The following is a 15,975-nucleotide window of genomic DNA, read 5'->3' on the forward strand; positions in this document are numbered from 1 at the left end:
GTTCGCCCATAAACCGGTTGTAAGGCGGTCGTCGGCCCCCTCTCCCCCGGCCCCTGCGGACGCGGACCGACGGGTTCTGGCCACCGCCGGGGGCATATGCGGCCACTTCCGGGCACGGGAAGAAATCTCGGGCCGCCGAGGTTTCCTCGGATGTCCACAGGGGGAGGACGGCTTTACACCCCGCGATCACGCTCCGCTTGTGCCGTGGCACCATGCGGCACGACAGACCGCTTCCGCAGAGTGGGCGCGGGTGTCCGGCACCGTCGCCGCCCAGCAGGGCAGCGCTGGGCACCTGCGAAGACGTGATCGCCCCTTCCCAACCCCGGCACACCCCCGTGCCATCGACCCACCCGACCCAGGACGAGGGGGCGCAGCATGGACGCATTCACCGCAGGACTTCTGCAGCGCATAAGGGCGACCGAGTCCGACCTGTCGCGGGCTCGTGACGAGGGCGACGACTTCCTCGTCGAGGTGGAGCAGGGCGAGCTCGACGACCTGCGCCGCCTCGCCGCCGAGCACGGTGTGGAGGTCGGCGCGTTCGGCGTCTGATCGGCCCGTCACACGAACAGAAAGCGGGGCCCCGGCGAATCCAGCGCCGGGGCCCCGCTGCGTCGCCGTCCGACGCAGTTCACCGTCCGTTGCACGGCAGGCGGCCTGCCGTACGACCACGGCGCCTGCCGTACGACCACGGTGCCTGCCGTACGCCGGTGCCGGCGCCGTCAGCTCCCGGCGCCGGTGATCATGCCGGGCGCGGTGGGAACGTGCCCGCTTGCCGTCTCGCCGGGCCCGTCAGTCGTGCCAGGCGCCGAAGTCCTCCAGGAGCCGCTGGAGGGGCTCGAAGACGCTCGGGGTGGCGGCGATCGTCAGGTCGCCCGAGAGGGGCTCTCCGGGCCGTCCACCGGTCACCGCGCCCGCCTCCCGCGCGATGAGGGCGCCCGCGCCGAAGTCCCACGGGTGCAGCCCGCGCTCGTAGTAGCCGTCGAGACGGCCCGCGGCGACGTCGCACAGGTCGATCGCGGCCGAGCCGCCGCGGCGGATGTCCCGCACCAGCGGGATCAGCCGGCGGGCGACCTCCGCCTGGTGATCACGGACGTCGGCCACGTAGTTGAAGCCGGTGGAGACCAGGGCCTGGTCCAGCGGTGCCGCCGGGCGGCAGGCGAGCCTGCGCTCCCCGTCCCAGGAGCCGGTCGCCCACGCGCCGCCGCCGCGCACCGCGTGGTACGTCTCGCCGCGCACCGGGGCGGCGACGACGCCGACCACCGTCTCGCCGTCCTGTTCGGCGGCGATGGAGACCGCCCAGGTGGGCAGGCCGTACAGGTAGTTGACCGTGCCGTCGAGCGGGTCGATCACCCAGCGGATGCCGGAGCTGCCCTCGCTGGTGCCGCCCTCCTCGCCGAGGAGGCCGTCGTCGGGCCGGCGCTCGGAGATCAGCCCGGTGATCAGCTTCTCCGCCGCGATGTCCATCTCGGTGACCACGTCGACGGAGCTCGACTTGGTCGCGGCGACGGCGAGGTCGGCGGGGCGGCCGTCGCGCAGCAGGGTGCCGGCCCGGTGGGCGGCCTCCCGGGCGAGGGCGAGCAGTTGCGTGTGCAGGGGGTCGGTCACGGCGCTCCTCACGCGTAGGGGCTGTCGGCGCCCGCGGCGGCGGGACGGGGGGCGCGGGACGGGCAGCAGCCCACCGGGCACAGCTGGTGGCTCGGGCCGAGCGCGCCCAGGGCGCACGGCGTGACCTCCTGGCCGCGCTCGATCCCGGCGCGCTCCAGGACGAGGTCGCGCACGGCGGCGGCGAAGCGCGGGTCGGCGCCCACGGTGGCCGAGCGGCGCACCGGCAGGCCCAGCTCCCCCGCCTTGGCCTTGGCCTCCGTGTCGAGGTCGTACAGGACCTCCATGTGGTCGGAGACGAAGCCGATGGGCGCCATGACGACCGCGGGCACGCCGGCCGCGTTGCGCTCCTCGAGGTGGTCGCAGATGTCGGGCTCCAGCCACGGGATGTGCGGGGCGCCCGAGCGGGACTGGTAGACGAGCTGCCAGGGGTGGTCGACGCCGGTGCGCTCGCGGACGGCGTCGGCGATCAGCCGTGCCACGTCGAGGTGCTGCCTGACGTAGGCGCCGCCGTCGCCGTGGTCCTCCACCGGGCCCGAGGTGTCGGCGGCCGCGGTCGGGATGGAGTGCGTGGTGAAGGCGATGTGGGCGCCGGCGCGGACGTCCTCGGGGAGGTCGGCGAGCGACTCCAGGACGCCGTCGATCATGGGCTCGACGAAGCCGGGGTGGTTGAAGTAGTGCCGCAGCTTGTCGATCTTCGGCAGTTCCAGCCCCTCGGCCCGGAGGGTCGCCAGGGCGTCGGCGAGGTTCTCCCGGTACTGCCGGCAGCCCGAGTAGGAGGCGTAGGCGCTGGTGGCGAGGACCAGGATGCGGCGGCGGCCGTCGCGCACCATCTCGCGCAACGTGTCGGTGAGGTACGGCGCCCAGTTGCGGTTGCCCCAGTAGACCGGCAGGTCCAGGCCGTGCTCGGCGAAGTCCTTGCGCAGGGCCTCGAGCAGGGCACGGTTCTGGTCGTTGATCGGGCTGACGCCGCCGAACAGGAAGTAGTGCTGTCCGACCTCCTTGAGGCGTTCGGTCGGGATACCGCGGCCGCGCGTTACGTTCTCCAGGAACGGAACCACGTCGTCCGGGCCTTCCGGGCCGCCGAACGAGAGCAGGAGCAGGGCGTCGTAGGGGCTGGCATCGAGCACGTCTGGCATGACTCGATCCTGCCACTCGCCGCTGACAGCCGCGGAACGGCGGGGGAGCCGGTGCGTCGGCGGCGAGGAAACCGGTGCGTCGGCGGCAAGTGAGCCCGTGCGTCGGCGGACCACCGGGCCGTGGTCGGCGTGGATGCGGCGGGCCGTCGGGCCTCCGTTCCGTCTTTGGTTACTCGTGTGCGTTAGGGCGCCCTTACTCGTAAGCTGTACCAGCTGTCTTCACGCCTTACGGGGGCAGCGATCCCACTCACCCGGCCCCGCCCGCGCCGTACCGGACCACCGGAGATCACGTGCCCAGCCCCTACCGCGCCCTGTTCGCCGCCCCCGGCTCCAAGGGTTTCTCCGCCGCGGGCTTCCTCGGCCGGATGCCGCTGTCGATGATGGGCATCGGCGTGGTCACGATGATCTCCCAGCTCACCGGGCGCTACGGCCTCGCGGGCGCGCTCTCGGCGACCATCGCGCTCGCCGCCGCGGCGCTCGGGCCGCAGATCTCGCGGCTGGTGGACCGGCACGGGCAGCGCCGGGTGCTGCGCCCGGCCACCCTGGTGGCGCTCGCCGCGGCCGCCGGACTGCTGCTGACCGCCCACTTCGGCTGGCCGGACTGGCTGCTGTTCGTGTGCGCGGTCGGCATCGGTTCGGTGCCGAGCCTGGGCGCGATGATCCGTGCGCGGTGGGCCGAGCTGTACCGGGGCACCGAGCACCTGCACACCGCGTACTCCTTCGAGTCCGTGGTGGACGAGGTGTGCTTCATCTTCGGGCCGATCATCTCCATCGGCCTGTCCACGGTGTGGTTCCCGGAGGCGGGACCGCTGCTCGCCGCGTGCTTCCTCGCCGTCGGCGTCTTCTGGCTGACCGCGCAGCGCGCCACCGAGCCCGCGCCGCACCCGCGCGAGCACCAGGGCGGCGGCTCGGCGCTGCGCGCCAAGGGGCTGCAGGTGCTGGTGGCGACCTTCGTGGCCACGGGCACGATCTTCGGCGCGGTGGACGTCGTCACGGTGGCCTTCGCCGACGAGCAGGGCCACAAGAGCGCGGCGAGCGTCGTCCTGGCGCTGTACGCGGCCGGGTCCTGCGTCGCCGGCATCGTCTTCGGGCTGCTGCGCTTCACGGGGGCGCCCGCCCGTCGCTGGCTGCTGGGCGTGTGCGCCATGGGCGTGAGTATGATCCCCCTCCTACTGGTCGGGAACCTGCCGTTTCTGGCCGCGGCGCTCTTCGTTGCGGGCCTGTCCATCGCACCCACGATGATCACGACGATGGCCCTCATCGAGGAGCACGTACCACGCGCGCATCTGACCGAGGGCATGACCTGGGTGAGCACCGGGCTCGCGGTCGGGGTCGCGCTCGGCTCCTCGATGGCCGGCTGGGTGATCGACTCGGCCGGAGCGCGGGCCGGGTACGCGGTTCCGGCGGTGTCCGGAGCGGTCGCGGTGGCGGTCGGTTTCCTCGGGTACCGCCGGCTCAGCAGGCCGGTTCCGCGTCGGGGAGGCACCGTTGAGCACCACAGCGAGCGGGAAGAACGGCACGTGGCGTAACTGGGGCGGCAATGTCACCGCCCGCCCCGCGCGGGAGGTCACGCCCGCCTCCGTCGACGAGCTGGCCGCCGCGGTGCGGCGGGCCGCCGAGGACGGCCTGACGGTGAAGGCCGTCGGCACCGGGCACTCCTTCACCTCGATCGCGGCGACCGACGGCGTCCTCATACGCCCTCAACTGTTGACCGGTATACGCACCATCGACCGTCAGGCCATGACCGTCACGGTGGAAGCCGGCACCCCGCTCAAGAGACTCAATGTGGCCCTGGCGCGCGAGGGACTGTCCCTCACCAACATGGGCGACATCATGGAGCAGACCGTCTCCGGCGCCACCAGCACCGGCACCCACGGCACCGGCCGCGACTCCGCCTCGATCGCCGCGCAGATCAAGGGCCTGGAGCTGGTGACGGCCGACGGCTCGGTGCTCGCCTGCTCCGAGAAGGAGAACCCGGAGGTCTTCGCGGCCGCCCGGATCGGCCTCGGCGCCCTGGGCATCGTCACCGCGATCACCTTCGCGGTGGAGCCCGTCTTCCTGCTCACCGCGCGCGAGGAGCCCATGCCGCTGGAGCGGGTCCTCGCCGACTTCGACGAACTGTGGGCCGAGAACGAGCACTTCGAGTTCTACTGGTTCCCGCACACCGGCAGCACCAACACCAAGCGCAACAACCGCAGCGCCTGGCCGGCCCGTCCGGTGAGCCCGGTCAAGGGCTGGATCGAGGACGAGTTCCTCTCCAACGGCGTCTTCCAGGTGGCCAACTGGGTCGGCCGCGCGGCGCCCGCCGCCATCCCGGCGATCGCGCAGATCTCCAGCAAGGCGCTGTCCGCGCGGACGTACACCGACATCCCCTACAAGGTCTTCACCTCGCCGCGCCGGGTGCGGTTCGTGGAGATGGAGTACGCCGTTCCGCGCGCGGCCGTGACCGAGACGCTGCGGGAGCTGAAGGCCATGGTGGACCGCTCGGGCCTGCGGGTCAGCTTCCCCGTCGAGGTGCGCACCGCCCCGGCCGACGACATCACCCTCTCCACGGCCTCCGGACGCGACAGCGCCTATGTCGCCGTGCACATGTTCCGGGGCACGCCCTACCAGCGGTACTTCACCGAGGCCGAGCGGATCTTCACCGCGCACGAGGGCCGGCCGCACTGGGGCAAGGTGCACACCCGGGACGCCGCGTACTTCTCCCAGGTGTATCCGCGCTTCGCCGAGTTCACGGCGCTGCGGGACCGGTTGGATCCGGAGCGGCGCTTCCAGAACGACTATCTGCGCCGGGTGCTGGGGGCGTAGCCGTCGCGGTCGGGTCGGGCGTGGCGCCGCCGGCCGAGCCGTCACCGGTGGCGCCGGCCGTCGGGGTCGGCGTGGGGGTCGGCGTCGCGCCCGGTGCCGTACCGCCGGAGCCGGAGGGCGTCTTGTCCGGCGAGGTGCCGCCGCCGTCCGCCGAGGGAGCGCCGGAGGGCGAGCGGGTTCCGCCGTCCTCCCCGGAGCCGGAGGACGGGGACGGCCTGGTGGACGACGAGGAGGCGCGGCCGGTGAACGCGTCGCTGACCGTGGTGCCCTTGCCGCCGCTGAAGCTGTTGCCGGAGGCGAGTTCGTAGGCGGTGATGCCGGCCATCGTCACGCCGAAGACCACGGCCGCCGCGAGGACGGGGCGCCGCCAGCTCTTGACCCGGGCCCGGTAGACGGTGCCCTCGGTGTACTCGCCGGGGGCGGCCGGCCGGGGCTGTTCCCTGGTCTTGCCGGTCACCGCGACCGTGCGCAACTGCTCGCCGGTCTGCTTGAAGAAGTGCTGGAAGACCGTGCCGCCGCAGGTGGCGATGACACTGACCACTCCGGCGCCGAGGATGGTGCCGTAGACGCCGAAGTAGGAGGCCAGCTTGGCGGCCACCACCGCGGCCACGGCGCTGCCGGCCACCTGAGGCAGGCTCAGCTCGATGCGTTTTCTGCCCCGCGCAAGCGTCACCTCCTCCCCGCCGCTCGTCTCCTCGACGACCTCGGGCCGTACGCGCATACCCGACCCCTGCCTGCCTTTCCCGGACGTGATCGACTTTTCCTACTTGATCGACCCACTGCACGAGAAAGGGACGTACGAACGAAACCAATAGTTCCGTTTCTGTGGATTGCGTGAAGTACGCCACGTTCAAGATCGGGGAAACCCGGCCAGGGGCGGCCAAGTCCCGCCCCTTGCCAGAAGTTGAGCGGCGTGCCAATCCACGCACGTGGCCCAAATGGAGTACTGTTGCGAGCCCTGGGCCCGGTCTCCCGCCAGGACGTCCGGGGCCTTGCTGGACCGCCGGAAGGGGGGCTTGTTGCACAGGGTGACCGACTTGGTCACTTAGCGTGGCGAATAGGTAACCGTGCCATAACGGCGATCCAGGGCCCGTGCCCGACACGCCGGGCAACTCGGCAAGGTTGTGGCAGGCTGCACCCGGGCAGGCCACACTCGACTAGCGGAAGCAGCGACGCACGTGACGTCGGCAGGCACCACCCGGGAGGTCCCCATGCCCGAACTGCGTGTCGTGGCCGTCTCCAATGACGGCACACGGCTGGTGCTGAAGGCTGCGGACAGCACGGAGTACACGCTTCCGATCGACGAACGGCTCCGCGCCGCCGTGCGCGGCGACCGTCCCCGCCTCGGCCAGATCGAGATCGAGGTGGAGAGCCATCTCCGCCCCCGAGACATCCAGGCGCGTATACGCGCCGGCGCGACCGCGGAAGAGGTCGCGCAAATGGCCGGCATCCCCGTCGACCGCGTTCGCCGGTTCGAGGGCCCCGTGCTCGCCGAGCGTGCCTTCATGGCCGAGCGCGCACGCAAGACACCCGTCCGCCGCCCCGGTGAGAACGCCGGTCCGCTGCTCGGCGAGGCCGTGCAGGAACGGCTGCTGCTGCGCGGCGCCGAGAAGGACAGCGTGCAGTGGGACTCCTGGCGCCGCGACGACGGCACATGGGAAGTGCTGCTGGTCTACCGGGTGGCCGGTGAACCGCACTCGGCGAGCTGGACCTACGACCCGCCGCGGCGGCTCGTCCAGGCCGTCGACGACGAGGCGCGCTCGCTGATCGGCGAGTCCGACGACTTGGCACCGCCGGAGCCCAGCTTCCCCTTCGTGCCGCGCATCGCCCGTCTGCCGCGTGACCGTCCCCTGGACCGCACGCACGACCGGGAGCGCCCGACGCTGCCCGCGCAGCCGTCCGAACCGGCGGAGGAGACCACCGGCGAGCGCGACTCGCTCACCAGCCTGCTGGAGGCGGTGCCGAGCTTCCGGGGCGACCTCGTGGTGCCGGAACGCGCGACGTCCTCGGAACCGGACGAGGAACCGGACTCGGAGCCCGCGGCGGAGGAGCCGCCGGCGCCCGCGGCCTCGGCGGGTTCCGCCTACGCGGACGTGCTCATGCCGCGGTCCGTCGGCAGCCACCGGGAGCGTCTGATCGGCGCGACGGACCGTCAGGCCGAGGCCGACGGCGTCCGCCCCGGCCGCCGCGCGGCGGTGCCGAGCTGGGACGAGATCGTCTTCGGCACGCGCCGGAAGAAGCAGGAGTAGCGAGCGGAAGCGGCGGCGGTGGCGGGGTTACGGCGCTGAGGCGTACCCGCGTGCCGGGAGCCGTGTCGCGCGCGTGCCCTTGACGTCGTCGCCGCACGCGCGCGTGACGGGCTCGTCGCGTAGGCCCGATTCGCTGCTCGTCGCGCGGGTGCGCATTCGCTGCGTACCGCGGTGTGCGTTGCCCGTTGGCGAGTTGTGCGGTGCAGCCCCGACCAGAGAGCGGGACGGCTCGCGCCGCACGCGCGCGTGATCCTGCCGGACAGCCTTCTGCTCACACCGGACGCGGCGTCGTCCGGAGCGGAGTCGTCATCCCGCCCCGGACGGCCCGGCGTTGCGGCTACTGCGGGTCAGGTCCCGTCGCGACCGGGCGGGTCGGGTCGGAGGACCACTCCGACCACGAACCGACGTACAGGGCCGCCGGGATGCCCGCCACCGCCAGGGCCAGCACCTCGTGCGCCCCGGAGACGCCCGAGCCGCAGTACACGCCGACCTCCGTGCCGCCGGCCGCGCCGAGGTCCTTGAAGCGGGCGCCGAGCTCCTCCGCGGGCAGGAAGCGGCCGTCGGGGCCGACGTTGTCCGTCGTCGGCGCGGAGACCGCGCCCGGGATGTGGCCGCCGACCCGGTCGATCGGCTCCACCTCGCCCCGGTACCGCTCCCCCGCCCGCGCATCGAGCAGCAGCCCCGTGCGGGCCAGCGCGGCCGCCCCGTCCGCGTCGAGCAGCCCCACGGTACCCGGCACCGGCTCGAAGTCGCCCTCCGCCGGCTGCGGCACCGCCGTCTCCAGCTCGCCCTCCCACGCCGTCAACCCGCCGTCGAGGACCCTCACGTCCGGGTGACCCGTCCACCGCAGCAGCCACCACGCGCGTGCCGCGGCCCAGCCCTGCCCGCCGTCGTAGACGACCACCGGCCGCGCCGCCGACACGCCGGACCGGCGCATCGCCGTACGGAACACGTCGAGGTCGGGCAGCGGGTGGCGGCCGGACGGGCCCGGCGCGGACGCCAACTCCCGGTCCAGGTCGACGAAGACGGCGCCGGGGATGTGCCCCTCCTCGTACGCGGCACGGCCGTCGAACGGCGGCTCGCCGGCCGCCTTGGCCACGCTCAGCTGCCAGCGGACGTCCAGCAGGACCGGCGGGTGGGCGCCGGCCAGCTCACCGGCGAGTTCGGATGCGGAGATGATGGCGTTCATGGCCCCATCCTCGCGCACGGGGTGGCCGCATCGCCCGGGTCCGGCTACTCTGCTCGGCCGGACAGGCTCGGTCACCATGCGTACGGGATCGAGCACATGCCGTACCATCCATCGACACCCGCCGCCGGTACACCGCGACGTGCGGGACACCGCGCTCCGGGCACGGCCCGACGTACCGACCGCCCCGTACCGCGTGGCGGGCCAGGTCCGCGGCTGGTGTGCGTACCCGCACGGGTCCGGTGAGCGGAAGGGACACGGCCACCGCGAGGGGCCGAGAAGAGGATGACGATGACCGAGGCAGGCGGGTCGGCCGACCGGAACGGCACGGCGCACGCCCGGTACGCGCCGGGGACACCCTGCTGGGTGAGCCTGATGGCGCACGGGATGACCACGATCCAGGAGTTCTACTCGGCGCTGTTCGGCTGGGAGTTCCAGCCGGGTCCGCAGCAGCTCGGCCCGTATGTGCGGGCCCTGCTCGGCGGACGGGAGGTGGCGGGCATCGGCCAGTTGCCGCCGGACCGGCATCTGCCGGTCGCCTGGACGCCGTACCTCGCCTCCGAGGACGCGGACACCACCGCGGAGTCGGCGCGACTGTGCGGCGGCACCATCGGCGTCGGCCCGCTGGACGCCGCCGACGCCGGCCGGCTGGCGATCGGCTCCGACCCGTCGGGCGGGGTGTTCGGCATCTGGCAGGCCGCCGCGCATCTGGGGACGAGCCTCACCGGCGTGCCCGGCACCCCGGTCTGGAACGAGCTGCTGACCTTCGAGACGGCGACCGTCGCCAAGTTCTACGAGACGGTGTTCGGCTTCGAGGAGGAGCCGCGGGCGTCCACCGCGGAGGACCGCGTGGTGCTGCGCGTCGGCGGCCGGCCGGTCGCCGGGATCCGCGGGATGGGCCACGCGCTGCCGCGCGACCGGGGCCCGCACTGGATGACGTACTTCCAGGTGGCCGACGTCGACGAGGCCGTCACCCGGGTCGTGGAACTGGGCGGCCGGGTCCACGCGCCCGCCCGGGACAGCGTGTTCGGGCGCATGGCGACCGTGTCGGATCCGGAAGGGGCGCGGTTCTCGCTGCTCCAGCCGCCCGGCGCGGGTTAGGCGGGCGACACCGGCAGGACGTCCGGGGACAGGGCCGCCGCGCGGGCCGTCGCGGCTGTCATCCGGCGGCGGTGGTGACGGCGGCACAGCACCTCGTAGCCGATCTCGTCAGCGGACTGGTTGACGTCGCCGACGACGACCTGGGCGCCCTCGACGACCATCACGCCGCCCACCGTGCGCGCGTTGTGCGTGGCGCGGGCGCCGCACCAGCACAGGGCCTCCACCTGGAGGACCTCGACCCGGTCGGCCAGTTCCACGAGCCGCTGCGAGCCGGGGAACAGCTTGGTGCGGAAGTCGGTGGTGATGCCGAAGGCGTAGACGTCGAGCTCCAGGTCGTCGACGATCCGCGCGAGCTGGTCGATCTGCTCGGGCGCCAGGAACTGCGCCTCGTCCGCGATCACGTAGTCCGCGCGGCCGCCGTGCGAGAGGTGGTCGACGAGATAGGCGTACAGGTCCATCCCGTCCGCGACCTCCACCGCGTCGGTGACCAGGCCGAGGCGGGAGGACAGCTTGCCCTCGCCGGCACGGTCGTCGCGGGTGAAGATCATGCCGGCCAGGCCGCGGGCGGACCGGTTGTGCTCGATCTGCAGAGCCAGCGTCGACTTCCCGCAGTCCATGGTTCCGGAGAAGAACACCAGCTCGGGCATGGGGAGATGAGCACCTTTCGGTGGAGGAGACGGGCGGAGGGCGGCTCGCGGGGCGCCTGGTGGACGTCCTTCGGGCGCCTCAGGAGCGTACTTCGAGCAGCGGGACGAGTTGTTCGGCAGGGGTCATCGAGCCGTGGTTGCCGACCATCGCCGACTCGTTCGGCTCCCGCTGGGAGGCGATGAGCAGCACGTCGTCGTGGGCGGCCGCGACGATGTCGCCGATGCGCGCGTACACGCGGTCGTCGATGTGCGGGCCGAACCAGCCGGCCTCGATGGCCTCGTCCCGGGAGGCGACCCAGAAGCGGTCGCCGAGCACCTCGCGCCAGACGGTCACGACGTCGCCCGCGGCGCCGTCCACCGCGTAGACGTGCCGGGCGCGGCCCTCTCCGCCGAGCAGGGCGACGCCGGCGCGCAGCTCCCAGTCCTCGTCGAAGTCGATGCGGTGGTCCTCGTCGAACGGGATGTCGACCATGCCGTGGTCGGCGGTGATGTACAGCGCGCTGCGCGGCGGGAGCTGCTCGGCCAGCCGCTGGGCGAGCCGGTCGACGTACATGAGCTGGCCGCGCCAGGTGTCGGAGGCGACGCCGTAGCGGTGGCCGGAGCCGTCCAGCTCGGCGTAGTACGTGTAGACCAGGGAGCGGTCCGCGGCGGCCAGTTGCTCGGCCGCGAGGTCCATCCGCTCCTCGCCGGTGAGCCGCCCGTGGAAGGTGCCGCCGCTGAGGGCGACCTTGGTGAGCGGGGTGTTCTCGAAGGTGGGCGAGGACACCTGCGCGGCGTGCACCCCGGCCTCGTGGGCCTGCTGGAAGACCGTGGGATACGGCTGCCAGGGGCGCGGCGAGGTCCACGGGTGCCAGCGCAGCTGGTTCATCAGCTCGCCGGTGTCGGGGTTGCGGGCGGTGTAGCCGGGCAGGCCGTGCCGGCCCGGGGGCAGCCCGGTGCCGACGGAGGCGAGGGAGACCGCGGTGGTCGCCGGGTAGGCGGCGGTGATCGGGCGGCCGGTGCCGCCGCGCGAGGCCGCCAGCAGGGAGGTGAGGAAGGGGGCCTCGTCCGGGTGGGCGGTGAGCTGCTCCCAGCCGAGGCCGTCGATCAGGAAGACGCAGTTGCGGTCGGCGGGCGCCAGCTCCGGGATCGCGGCGTCCAGGCCGGGCACGCCCATGCCGGCGGCGAGGGTGGGGAGCAGGTCGGCCAGGGAACCGCTGCCGTACTCGGGGACGGGGGCGGAGGCGAGGGCGAGGGGTTCCGGGTGCGGCTCCCAGGCGGTGTGGACCATCAGCGGGTGATGTCCGCCGTGGCCTCGGAGATGGCCTGGGCGAAGGCGAGCGCCTGGCGGACGGTCTCCGGGCCGTCACCCGCCTCGCTGACGCGCAGGCTCAGGTCGTCCGCGGTGGAGTTGCCGGTGTAGCCGTGGTCCGCGTCGCAGTTCGGGTCGCCGCAGGCGGCGGGCTCCAGGTCGATGCGGGAGACGGCGCCCCAGCCGATGGTCAGCACGACCTCGCGCGGCAGCGTGCCCGGCGTGTACGACTCCGGGTTGGCGACCACGCGGCTGACCACGACCGACGAGATCCGGTCCAGCTTGACCGACTCCGTGGACGTCGTGGCGTAGGGCGTCGGGGAGGTGCTGTCGGCGCTCTGCTCGTCGGTGTGGCTGACGATGAAGCGGGTGCCGGTGAGGACGAGCACGGTCACGTGCCGCCGCACCTCGTTCTGGTCGAAGGTGGTCTCCTGGTGGACCAGGTACGACCGGATGGGCTCGCCGCCCACGGCGGCCTCCACCGCCTCGGCCACGAGGGCCGGGTAGTAGCCGCTGCGTTCGATCGCCGCACGCAGCCCCTGGGTCGTCGTACTGGTCTTGGCCATGCGCCCCATCCTACGGGGGACCACTGACTGCGAGGGACCCGTCACGGGGTACCGGTGGGCCTGACAGGGGACCTGTGAGGACCGTCATGTCCGCGGACGGTCGCGGTCCGGGTCGTCGGCACGCCGGGCCCTGCGACGGCCGGGGTCCGCGCGGGGGGCGTACGTCGCGCCGGCGACGGCCGGGGTCCGCGCGGGGGGGGGCGTGCGTCGCGCCGGCGGCGGCCGGGGTACGCGCGGGTCCGTGCGTCACGCCCGCACCGCGCGGGGGCGTGCGCCGCGCCCGCGGCCGCGGGGTCCGGTCGGGGCCGGCCGCGGTCTCAGTACGCCGGCAGTGTGCGCGGGCCGAGGTCGTCGCGGGCGGGCGGCGGGGCCAGGCGTACGGAGGCGCCGAGCACGCTCAGGCCGTGCGGGGCCACGACGACGGGTTCCAGGGTGACCGCGACGACCTCGGGGTGATCGTCGACCAGCCGGGACACTCGCAGCATCAGCTCCTCCAGGGCGGGCGTGTCGACCGGCGTCGAGCCGCGCCAGCCGAACAGCAGCGGGGCCGTGCGGATCGACCTGACCAGGGAGGTCGCGTCCCGGTCGGTGACCGGTATGAGCCGGTGCGCCGTGTCGCCGAGCAGCTGGGAGGCCGCTCCGGCCAGGCCGAAGGACAGCACGGCTCCGGCGGCCGGGTCGATGACGGCCCGGACGACCGTGTCGACACCGCGCGGTGCCATGACCTGCACCACCGGCCGCAGCTCCTCCGGCTTGCCGAACAGCTCAGTCAACTCGGTGTAGGCCCGGCGCAGTTGCTCCTCGTCCGCCAGGTCCAGGCGTACGCCGCCGAGGTCGGCGCGGTGCCTGAGGTGCGGGGCGGTGGCCTTGAGGGCGACCGGGTAGCCGAGGGCGCGGGCGGCCTCGGCGGCGTCGTCCGGGGTGGGCGCGGGCAGGGCGGGGCGGACGTGGATGCCGTAGTGACCGAGGAGTTCGCCGGTGTCCTCGGCGGAGAGCGTCAGGCCCTGGCCGCGGGCCAGCAGGGCGTCGATACGGCGGGCGGCGCCCTTGACGTCGATGTCGTCGTACTCGGGCACCTTGCCGGGGTCGGCGGCCTCGCGGCGCCACTGGGCGTACCGCACGGCCTCGGCCAGCGCGCGGACGGCCCGCTCGGCGGCGGGGTAGGCGGGGATCAGGTGGGTGTCCTCGGGGGCGCCGGCGGGCGGGCCGTCGGGCGTGTCGGCGGGGGGTGCGGGGTCTGCGGGAGTCGTCGCCGGGGCCGTGGCGCCCCAGCCGATCGTCGGTCCCGCGCCGCCGCTCGTGAGTCCCGCGCCGCCGGTCGTGAGCCCCGTGCGGCCGACCGTCGGTCCCGCGCCGTCGGTCGTGGCCGTCAGCCCCCTGCCGTCCGGCGCCGGCGTCACCGCCGGTGCGCCTGCCGTCGCCGTCCGCGCCCCGGCACCGGGGACGGGCGCGGCGGGGGTGCCGCCGCGGCCCGGCGTGGCCGGTACGCGCGTGTCCGTCTGCGGCGCGGTGCTGGCCGCGGCGGACAGGGCCTCCGCCAGGCCGCCGAGTTCGACGTGCACCACCAGCACCGGCTTGCCGGGGGCGGCCGCCACCGCGGAGCGCAGGGCCTGCGCCAGCTCCGCGTCGCCCGGGGAGCCCTCGCCGATCGCCGGGATGGCGGTCACCACGACGGCGTCGCAGGTGTCGTCGGCGAGGGCGTGCGCCAGTGCGGCGCGGAAGTCCTCGGCCGAGGCCGCGGTGGTCAGGTCCAGCGGGGGGTGCGGGCGCAGGCCGTGGGCCAGGCACTGGTCGTAGGTGAGCACGCCCAGGGACTCGGAGTTGCCGAGGATCGCCACGCGCGGTCCGGCGGGCAGCGGCTGGCGGGCGAGCAGGAGGCCCGCGTCGACCAGCTCGGTGATCGTGTCGACGCGGATGACGCCGGCCTGGCGCAGCAGCGCGGACACCGTGGCGTGCGGCAGGCGGGTCGCCCGGACGGCGTGCCCCTGCGGCGCGGAGCCGGCGCTCTGGACGACGACCAGCGGCTTCGCGGCCGCCGTACGCCGGGCGAGGCGGGTGAACTTGCGCGGGTTGCCGATGGACTCCAGGTACATCAGGGCCACGTCGGTGTCCGGGTCGTCGTACCAGTACTGCAGGACGTCGTTGCCGGAGACGTCCGCACGGTTGCCGGAGGAGACGAAGGTCGACACGCCGGTGACGCCGGTGACACCGCCGCCGCGCCGGTGCAGCCGGGACAGCAGGGCGATACCGATGGCGCCGGACTGGGCGAACAGGCCGATGCGGCCCGGGCGCGGCATCTCGGGGGCCAGGGAGGCGTTCAGCCGGACGTCCGCGGAGGTGTTGATGACGCCGAAGGCGTTGGGGCCGATGATCCGCATGCCGTACGTGCGTGCCTGGCGGACGAGTTCGCGCTGGCGCTCACGTCCGTCGGGGCCGCTCTCGGCGTACCCGGCGGAGATCACCACGAGGCCCTGCACGCCGTGCTCGCCGCACTCGGTGACGATCGCGGGCACGTGGTCGGCCGGGACGGCGACGACGGCGAGGTCGACGGGGCCGTCGATCTCGCGCACCGAGCGGTGGGCGGGCACGCCGTCCAGCTCGGTGACGTCGGGCCCGAAGGCGCGGTTCACGGCGTACAGGCGGCCGGTGAAGCCGCCCTCGCGGAGGTTGCCGAGGATGCTGCGGCCGACGCCGCCCAGGGCGCGGCCGGTGCCGACGACGGCGACCGAGCCGGGCATGAGCAGCCGTTGCACGGAGCGGGCCTCGGCGCGCTGCTCGCGCGCGTACTGCACGGCGAGGGAGCGCTCGGTGGGCTCCAGGTCGAACTCCAGGCGGACGACGCCGTCCTCGAAGCTGCGCTTCTGGGTGTACCCGGCGTCCGTGAACACCTTGATCATCTTGGTGTTGGCGGGCAGCACCTCGGCGGCGAAGCGGCGGATGCCGCGCTCGCGGGCGACGGCGGCGATGTGTTCGAGCAGGGCGGAGGCGACGCCGCGGCCCTGGTGGGCGTCCTGGACTAGGAAGGCGACCTCGGCTTCGTCGGCCGGTGCGGACGCGGGCATTCCGTTCGCGCCGATCCGGTCGTAGCGTACGGTTGCGATGAACTCGCCGCCGATCGTGGCCGCGAGTCCCACCCTGTCCACAAAGTCGTGGTGTGTGAAGCGGTGGACGTCCTTCGCGGACAGGCGCGGGTAGGGCGCGAAGAAGCGGTAGTACTTCGACTCGTCCGACACCTGCTCGTAGAAGCTGACCAGGCGGTCCGCGTCATCGACGGTGATGGGGCGGATCCGCGCGGTGCCGCCGTCGCGCAGCACCACGTCGGCCTCCCAGTGGGCGGGGTACTCCTGCCTGTCCGACGCGCTCTGCATGGGGCCCAGAGTACGGCT

The 15,975-nt window shown here is 73.7% G+C and carries 13 protein-coding genes; 5 read left to right on the forward strand and 8 right to left on the reverse strand.

Going from position 1 to position 15,975, the window contains the following annotated elements:
* Positions 1 to 375: 375 nt before the first annotated feature.
* Positions 376 to 549, forward strand: coding sequence for a hypothetical protein (locus ACF1AL_RS16935; protein WP_366836587.1), 174 nt, complete (start codon positions 376 to 378; stop codon positions 547 to 549).
* A gap of 240 nt (positions 550 to 789) precedes the next feature.
* Here ACF1AL_RS16935 and ACF1AL_RS16940 read toward each other — a convergent pair whose 3' ends face one another.
* Both ACF1AL_RS16940 and ACF1AL_RS16945 read right to left on the reverse strand, forming a co-directional pair.
* Positions 790 to 1,605, reverse strand: a complete 816-nt coding sequence (locus tag ACF1AL_RS16940) for an inositol monophosphatase family protein (protein ID WP_391826345.1) — start codon at positions 1,603 to 1,605, stop codon at positions 790 to 792.
* Between the two features lie 8 nt (positions 1,606 to 1,613).
* On the reverse strand, positions 1,614 to 2,741 hold the full coding sequence (locus ACF1AL_RS16945) for a ferrochelatase (protein WP_391826347.1): 1,128 nt from the start codon (positions 2,739 to 2,741) through the stop codon (positions 1,614 to 1,616).
* Between the two features lie 290 nt (positions 2,742 to 3,031).
* Between ACF1AL_RS16945 and ACF1AL_RS16950 the strand changes: the two genes are divergently transcribed.
* Entirely contained in the window at positions 3,032 to 4,270 is a 1,239-nt protein-coding gene (locus ACF1AL_RS16950) for an MFS transporter (RefSeq protein WP_366836584.1), read from the forward strand.
* On the forward strand, positions 4,230 to 5,549 hold the full coding sequence (locus ACF1AL_RS16955; RefSeq protein WP_391779657.1) for a D-arabinono-1,4-lactone oxidase: 1,320 nt from the start codon (positions 4,230 to 4,232) through the stop codon (positions 5,547 to 5,549). The genes ACF1AL_RS16950 and ACF1AL_RS16955 overlap by 41 nt, the downstream gene beginning before the upstream one ends.
* On the opposite strand, the gene ACF1AL_RS16960 is transcribed toward ACF1AL_RS16955, so the two are convergent.
* A complete protein-coding gene (locus tag ACF1AL_RS16960; protein WP_391826349.1) occupies positions 5,473 to 6,270 on the reverse strand; it encodes a hypothetical protein in 798 nt (265 codons plus the stop codon). The two genes, ACF1AL_RS16955 and ACF1AL_RS16960, sit on opposite strands and share 77 nt — an antisense overlap.
* Before the next feature lie 490 nt (positions 6,271 to 6,760).
* Between ACF1AL_RS16960 and sepH the strand changes: the two genes are divergently transcribed.
* Entirely contained in the window at positions 6,761 to 7,798 is a 1,038-nt protein-coding gene (gene sepH / locus ACF1AL_RS16965) for a septation protein SepH (protein ID WP_384212451.1), read from the forward strand.
* 337 nt (positions 7,799 to 8,135) lie between these two features.
* Here sepH and ACF1AL_RS16970 read toward each other — a convergent pair whose 3' ends face one another.
* Positions 8,136 to 8,987 carry a sulfurtransferase gene (locus ACF1AL_RS16970; RefSeq protein WP_391821371.1) on the reverse strand — a complete coding sequence of 284 codons (852 nt, stop codon included), beginning with the start codon at positions 8,985 to 8,987 and terminating at the stop codon, positions 8,136 to 8,138.
* 288 nt (positions 8,988 to 9,275) lie between these two features.
* On the opposite strand from ACF1AL_RS16970, the gene ACF1AL_RS16975 reads away from it, so the two are divergent.
* Positions 9,276 to 10,085 carry a VOC family protein gene (locus ACF1AL_RS16975; RefSeq protein WP_384212455.1) on the forward strand — a complete coding sequence of 270 codons (810 nt, stop codon included), beginning with the start codon at positions 9,276 to 9,278 and terminating at the stop codon, positions 10,083 to 10,085.
* On the opposite strand, the gene ACF1AL_RS16980 is transcribed toward ACF1AL_RS16975, so the two are convergent.
* From ACF1AL_RS16980 to ACF1AL_RS16995, 4 genes are all read right to left on the reverse strand, one after another.
* Positions 10,082 to 10,732, reverse strand: a complete 651-nt coding sequence (locus tag ACF1AL_RS16980; protein WP_366836577.1) for a thymidine kinase — start codon at positions 10,730 to 10,732, stop codon at positions 10,082 to 10,084. The two genes, ACF1AL_RS16975 and ACF1AL_RS16980, sit on opposite strands and share 4 nt — an antisense overlap.
* Before the next feature lie 79 nt (positions 10,733 to 10,811).
* Complete coding sequence (locus ACF1AL_RS16985) at positions 10,812 to 12,002, reverse strand: alkaline phosphatase family protein (protein WP_391821372.1); 1,191 nt, start codon at positions 12,000 to 12,002, stop codon at positions 10,812 to 10,814.
* On the reverse strand, positions 12,002 to 12,598 hold the full coding sequence (locus ACF1AL_RS16990; RefSeq protein ID WP_366836575.1) for a DUF5998 family protein: 597 nt from the start codon (positions 12,596 to 12,598) through the stop codon (positions 12,002 to 12,004). The genes ACF1AL_RS16985 and ACF1AL_RS16990 overlap by 1 nt, the downstream gene beginning before the upstream one ends.
* A 308-nt stretch (positions 12,599 to 12,906) precedes the next feature.
* Complete coding sequence (locus ACF1AL_RS16995; protein ID WP_391821373.1) at positions 12,907 to 15,957, reverse strand: GNAT family N-acetyltransferase; 3,051 nt, start codon at positions 15,955 to 15,957, stop codon at positions 12,907 to 12,909.
* Positions 15,958 to 15,975: the final 18 nt, after the last annotated feature.

This window comes from Streptomyces sp. NPDC014801 (assembly GCF_043082085.1).
In the GTDB taxonomy this organism is placed as follows: Bacteria; Actinomycetota; Actinomycetes; order Streptomycetales; family Streptomycetaceae; genus Streptomyces.

Excerpts from the sequence above, each read along its gene's own strand:
- ACF1AL_RS16945 (WP_391826347.1), bottom strand. The coding sequence starts at position 2,741 with ATGCCAGACGTGCTCGATGCCAGCCCCTACGACGCCCTGCTCCTGCTC.
- ACF1AL_RS16995 (WP_391821373.1), bottom strand. The coding sequence starts at position 15,957 with ATGCAGAGCGCGTCGGACAGGCAGGAGTACCCCGCCCACTGGGAGGCC.
- ACF1AL_RS16970 (WP_391821371.1), bottom strand. The coding sequence starts at position 8,987 with ATGAACGCCATCATCTCCGCATCCGAACTCGCCGGTGAGCTGGCCGGC.
- ACF1AL_RS16980 (WP_366836577.1), bottom strand. The coding sequence starts at position 10,732 with ATGCCCGAGCTGGTGTTCTTCTCCGGAACCATGGACTGCGGGAAGTCG.
- sepH (WP_384212451.1), top strand. The coding sequence starts at position 6,761 with ATGCCCGAACTGCGTGTCGTGGCCGTCTCCAATGACGGCACACGGCTG.
- ACF1AL_RS16975 (WP_384212455.1), top strand. The coding sequence starts at position 9,276 with ATGACCGAGGCAGGCGGGTCGGCCGACCGGAACGGCACGGCGCACGCC.
- ACF1AL_RS16935 (WP_366836587.1), top strand. The coding sequence starts at position 376 with ATGGACGCATTCACCGCAGGACTTCTGCAGCGCATAAGGGCGACCGAG.
- ACF1AL_RS16990 (WP_366836575.1), bottom strand. The coding sequence starts at position 12,598 with ATGGGGCGCATGGCCAAGACCAGTACGACGACCCAGGGGCTGCGTGCG.
- ACF1AL_RS16985 (WP_391821372.1), bottom strand. The coding sequence starts at position 12,002 with ATGGTCCACACCGCCTGGGAGCCGCACCCGGAACCCCTCGCCCTCGCC.
- ACF1AL_RS16960 (WP_391826349.1), bottom strand. The coding sequence starts at position 6,270 with ATGCGCGTACGGCCCGAGGTCGTCGAGGAGACGAGCGGCGGGGAGGAG.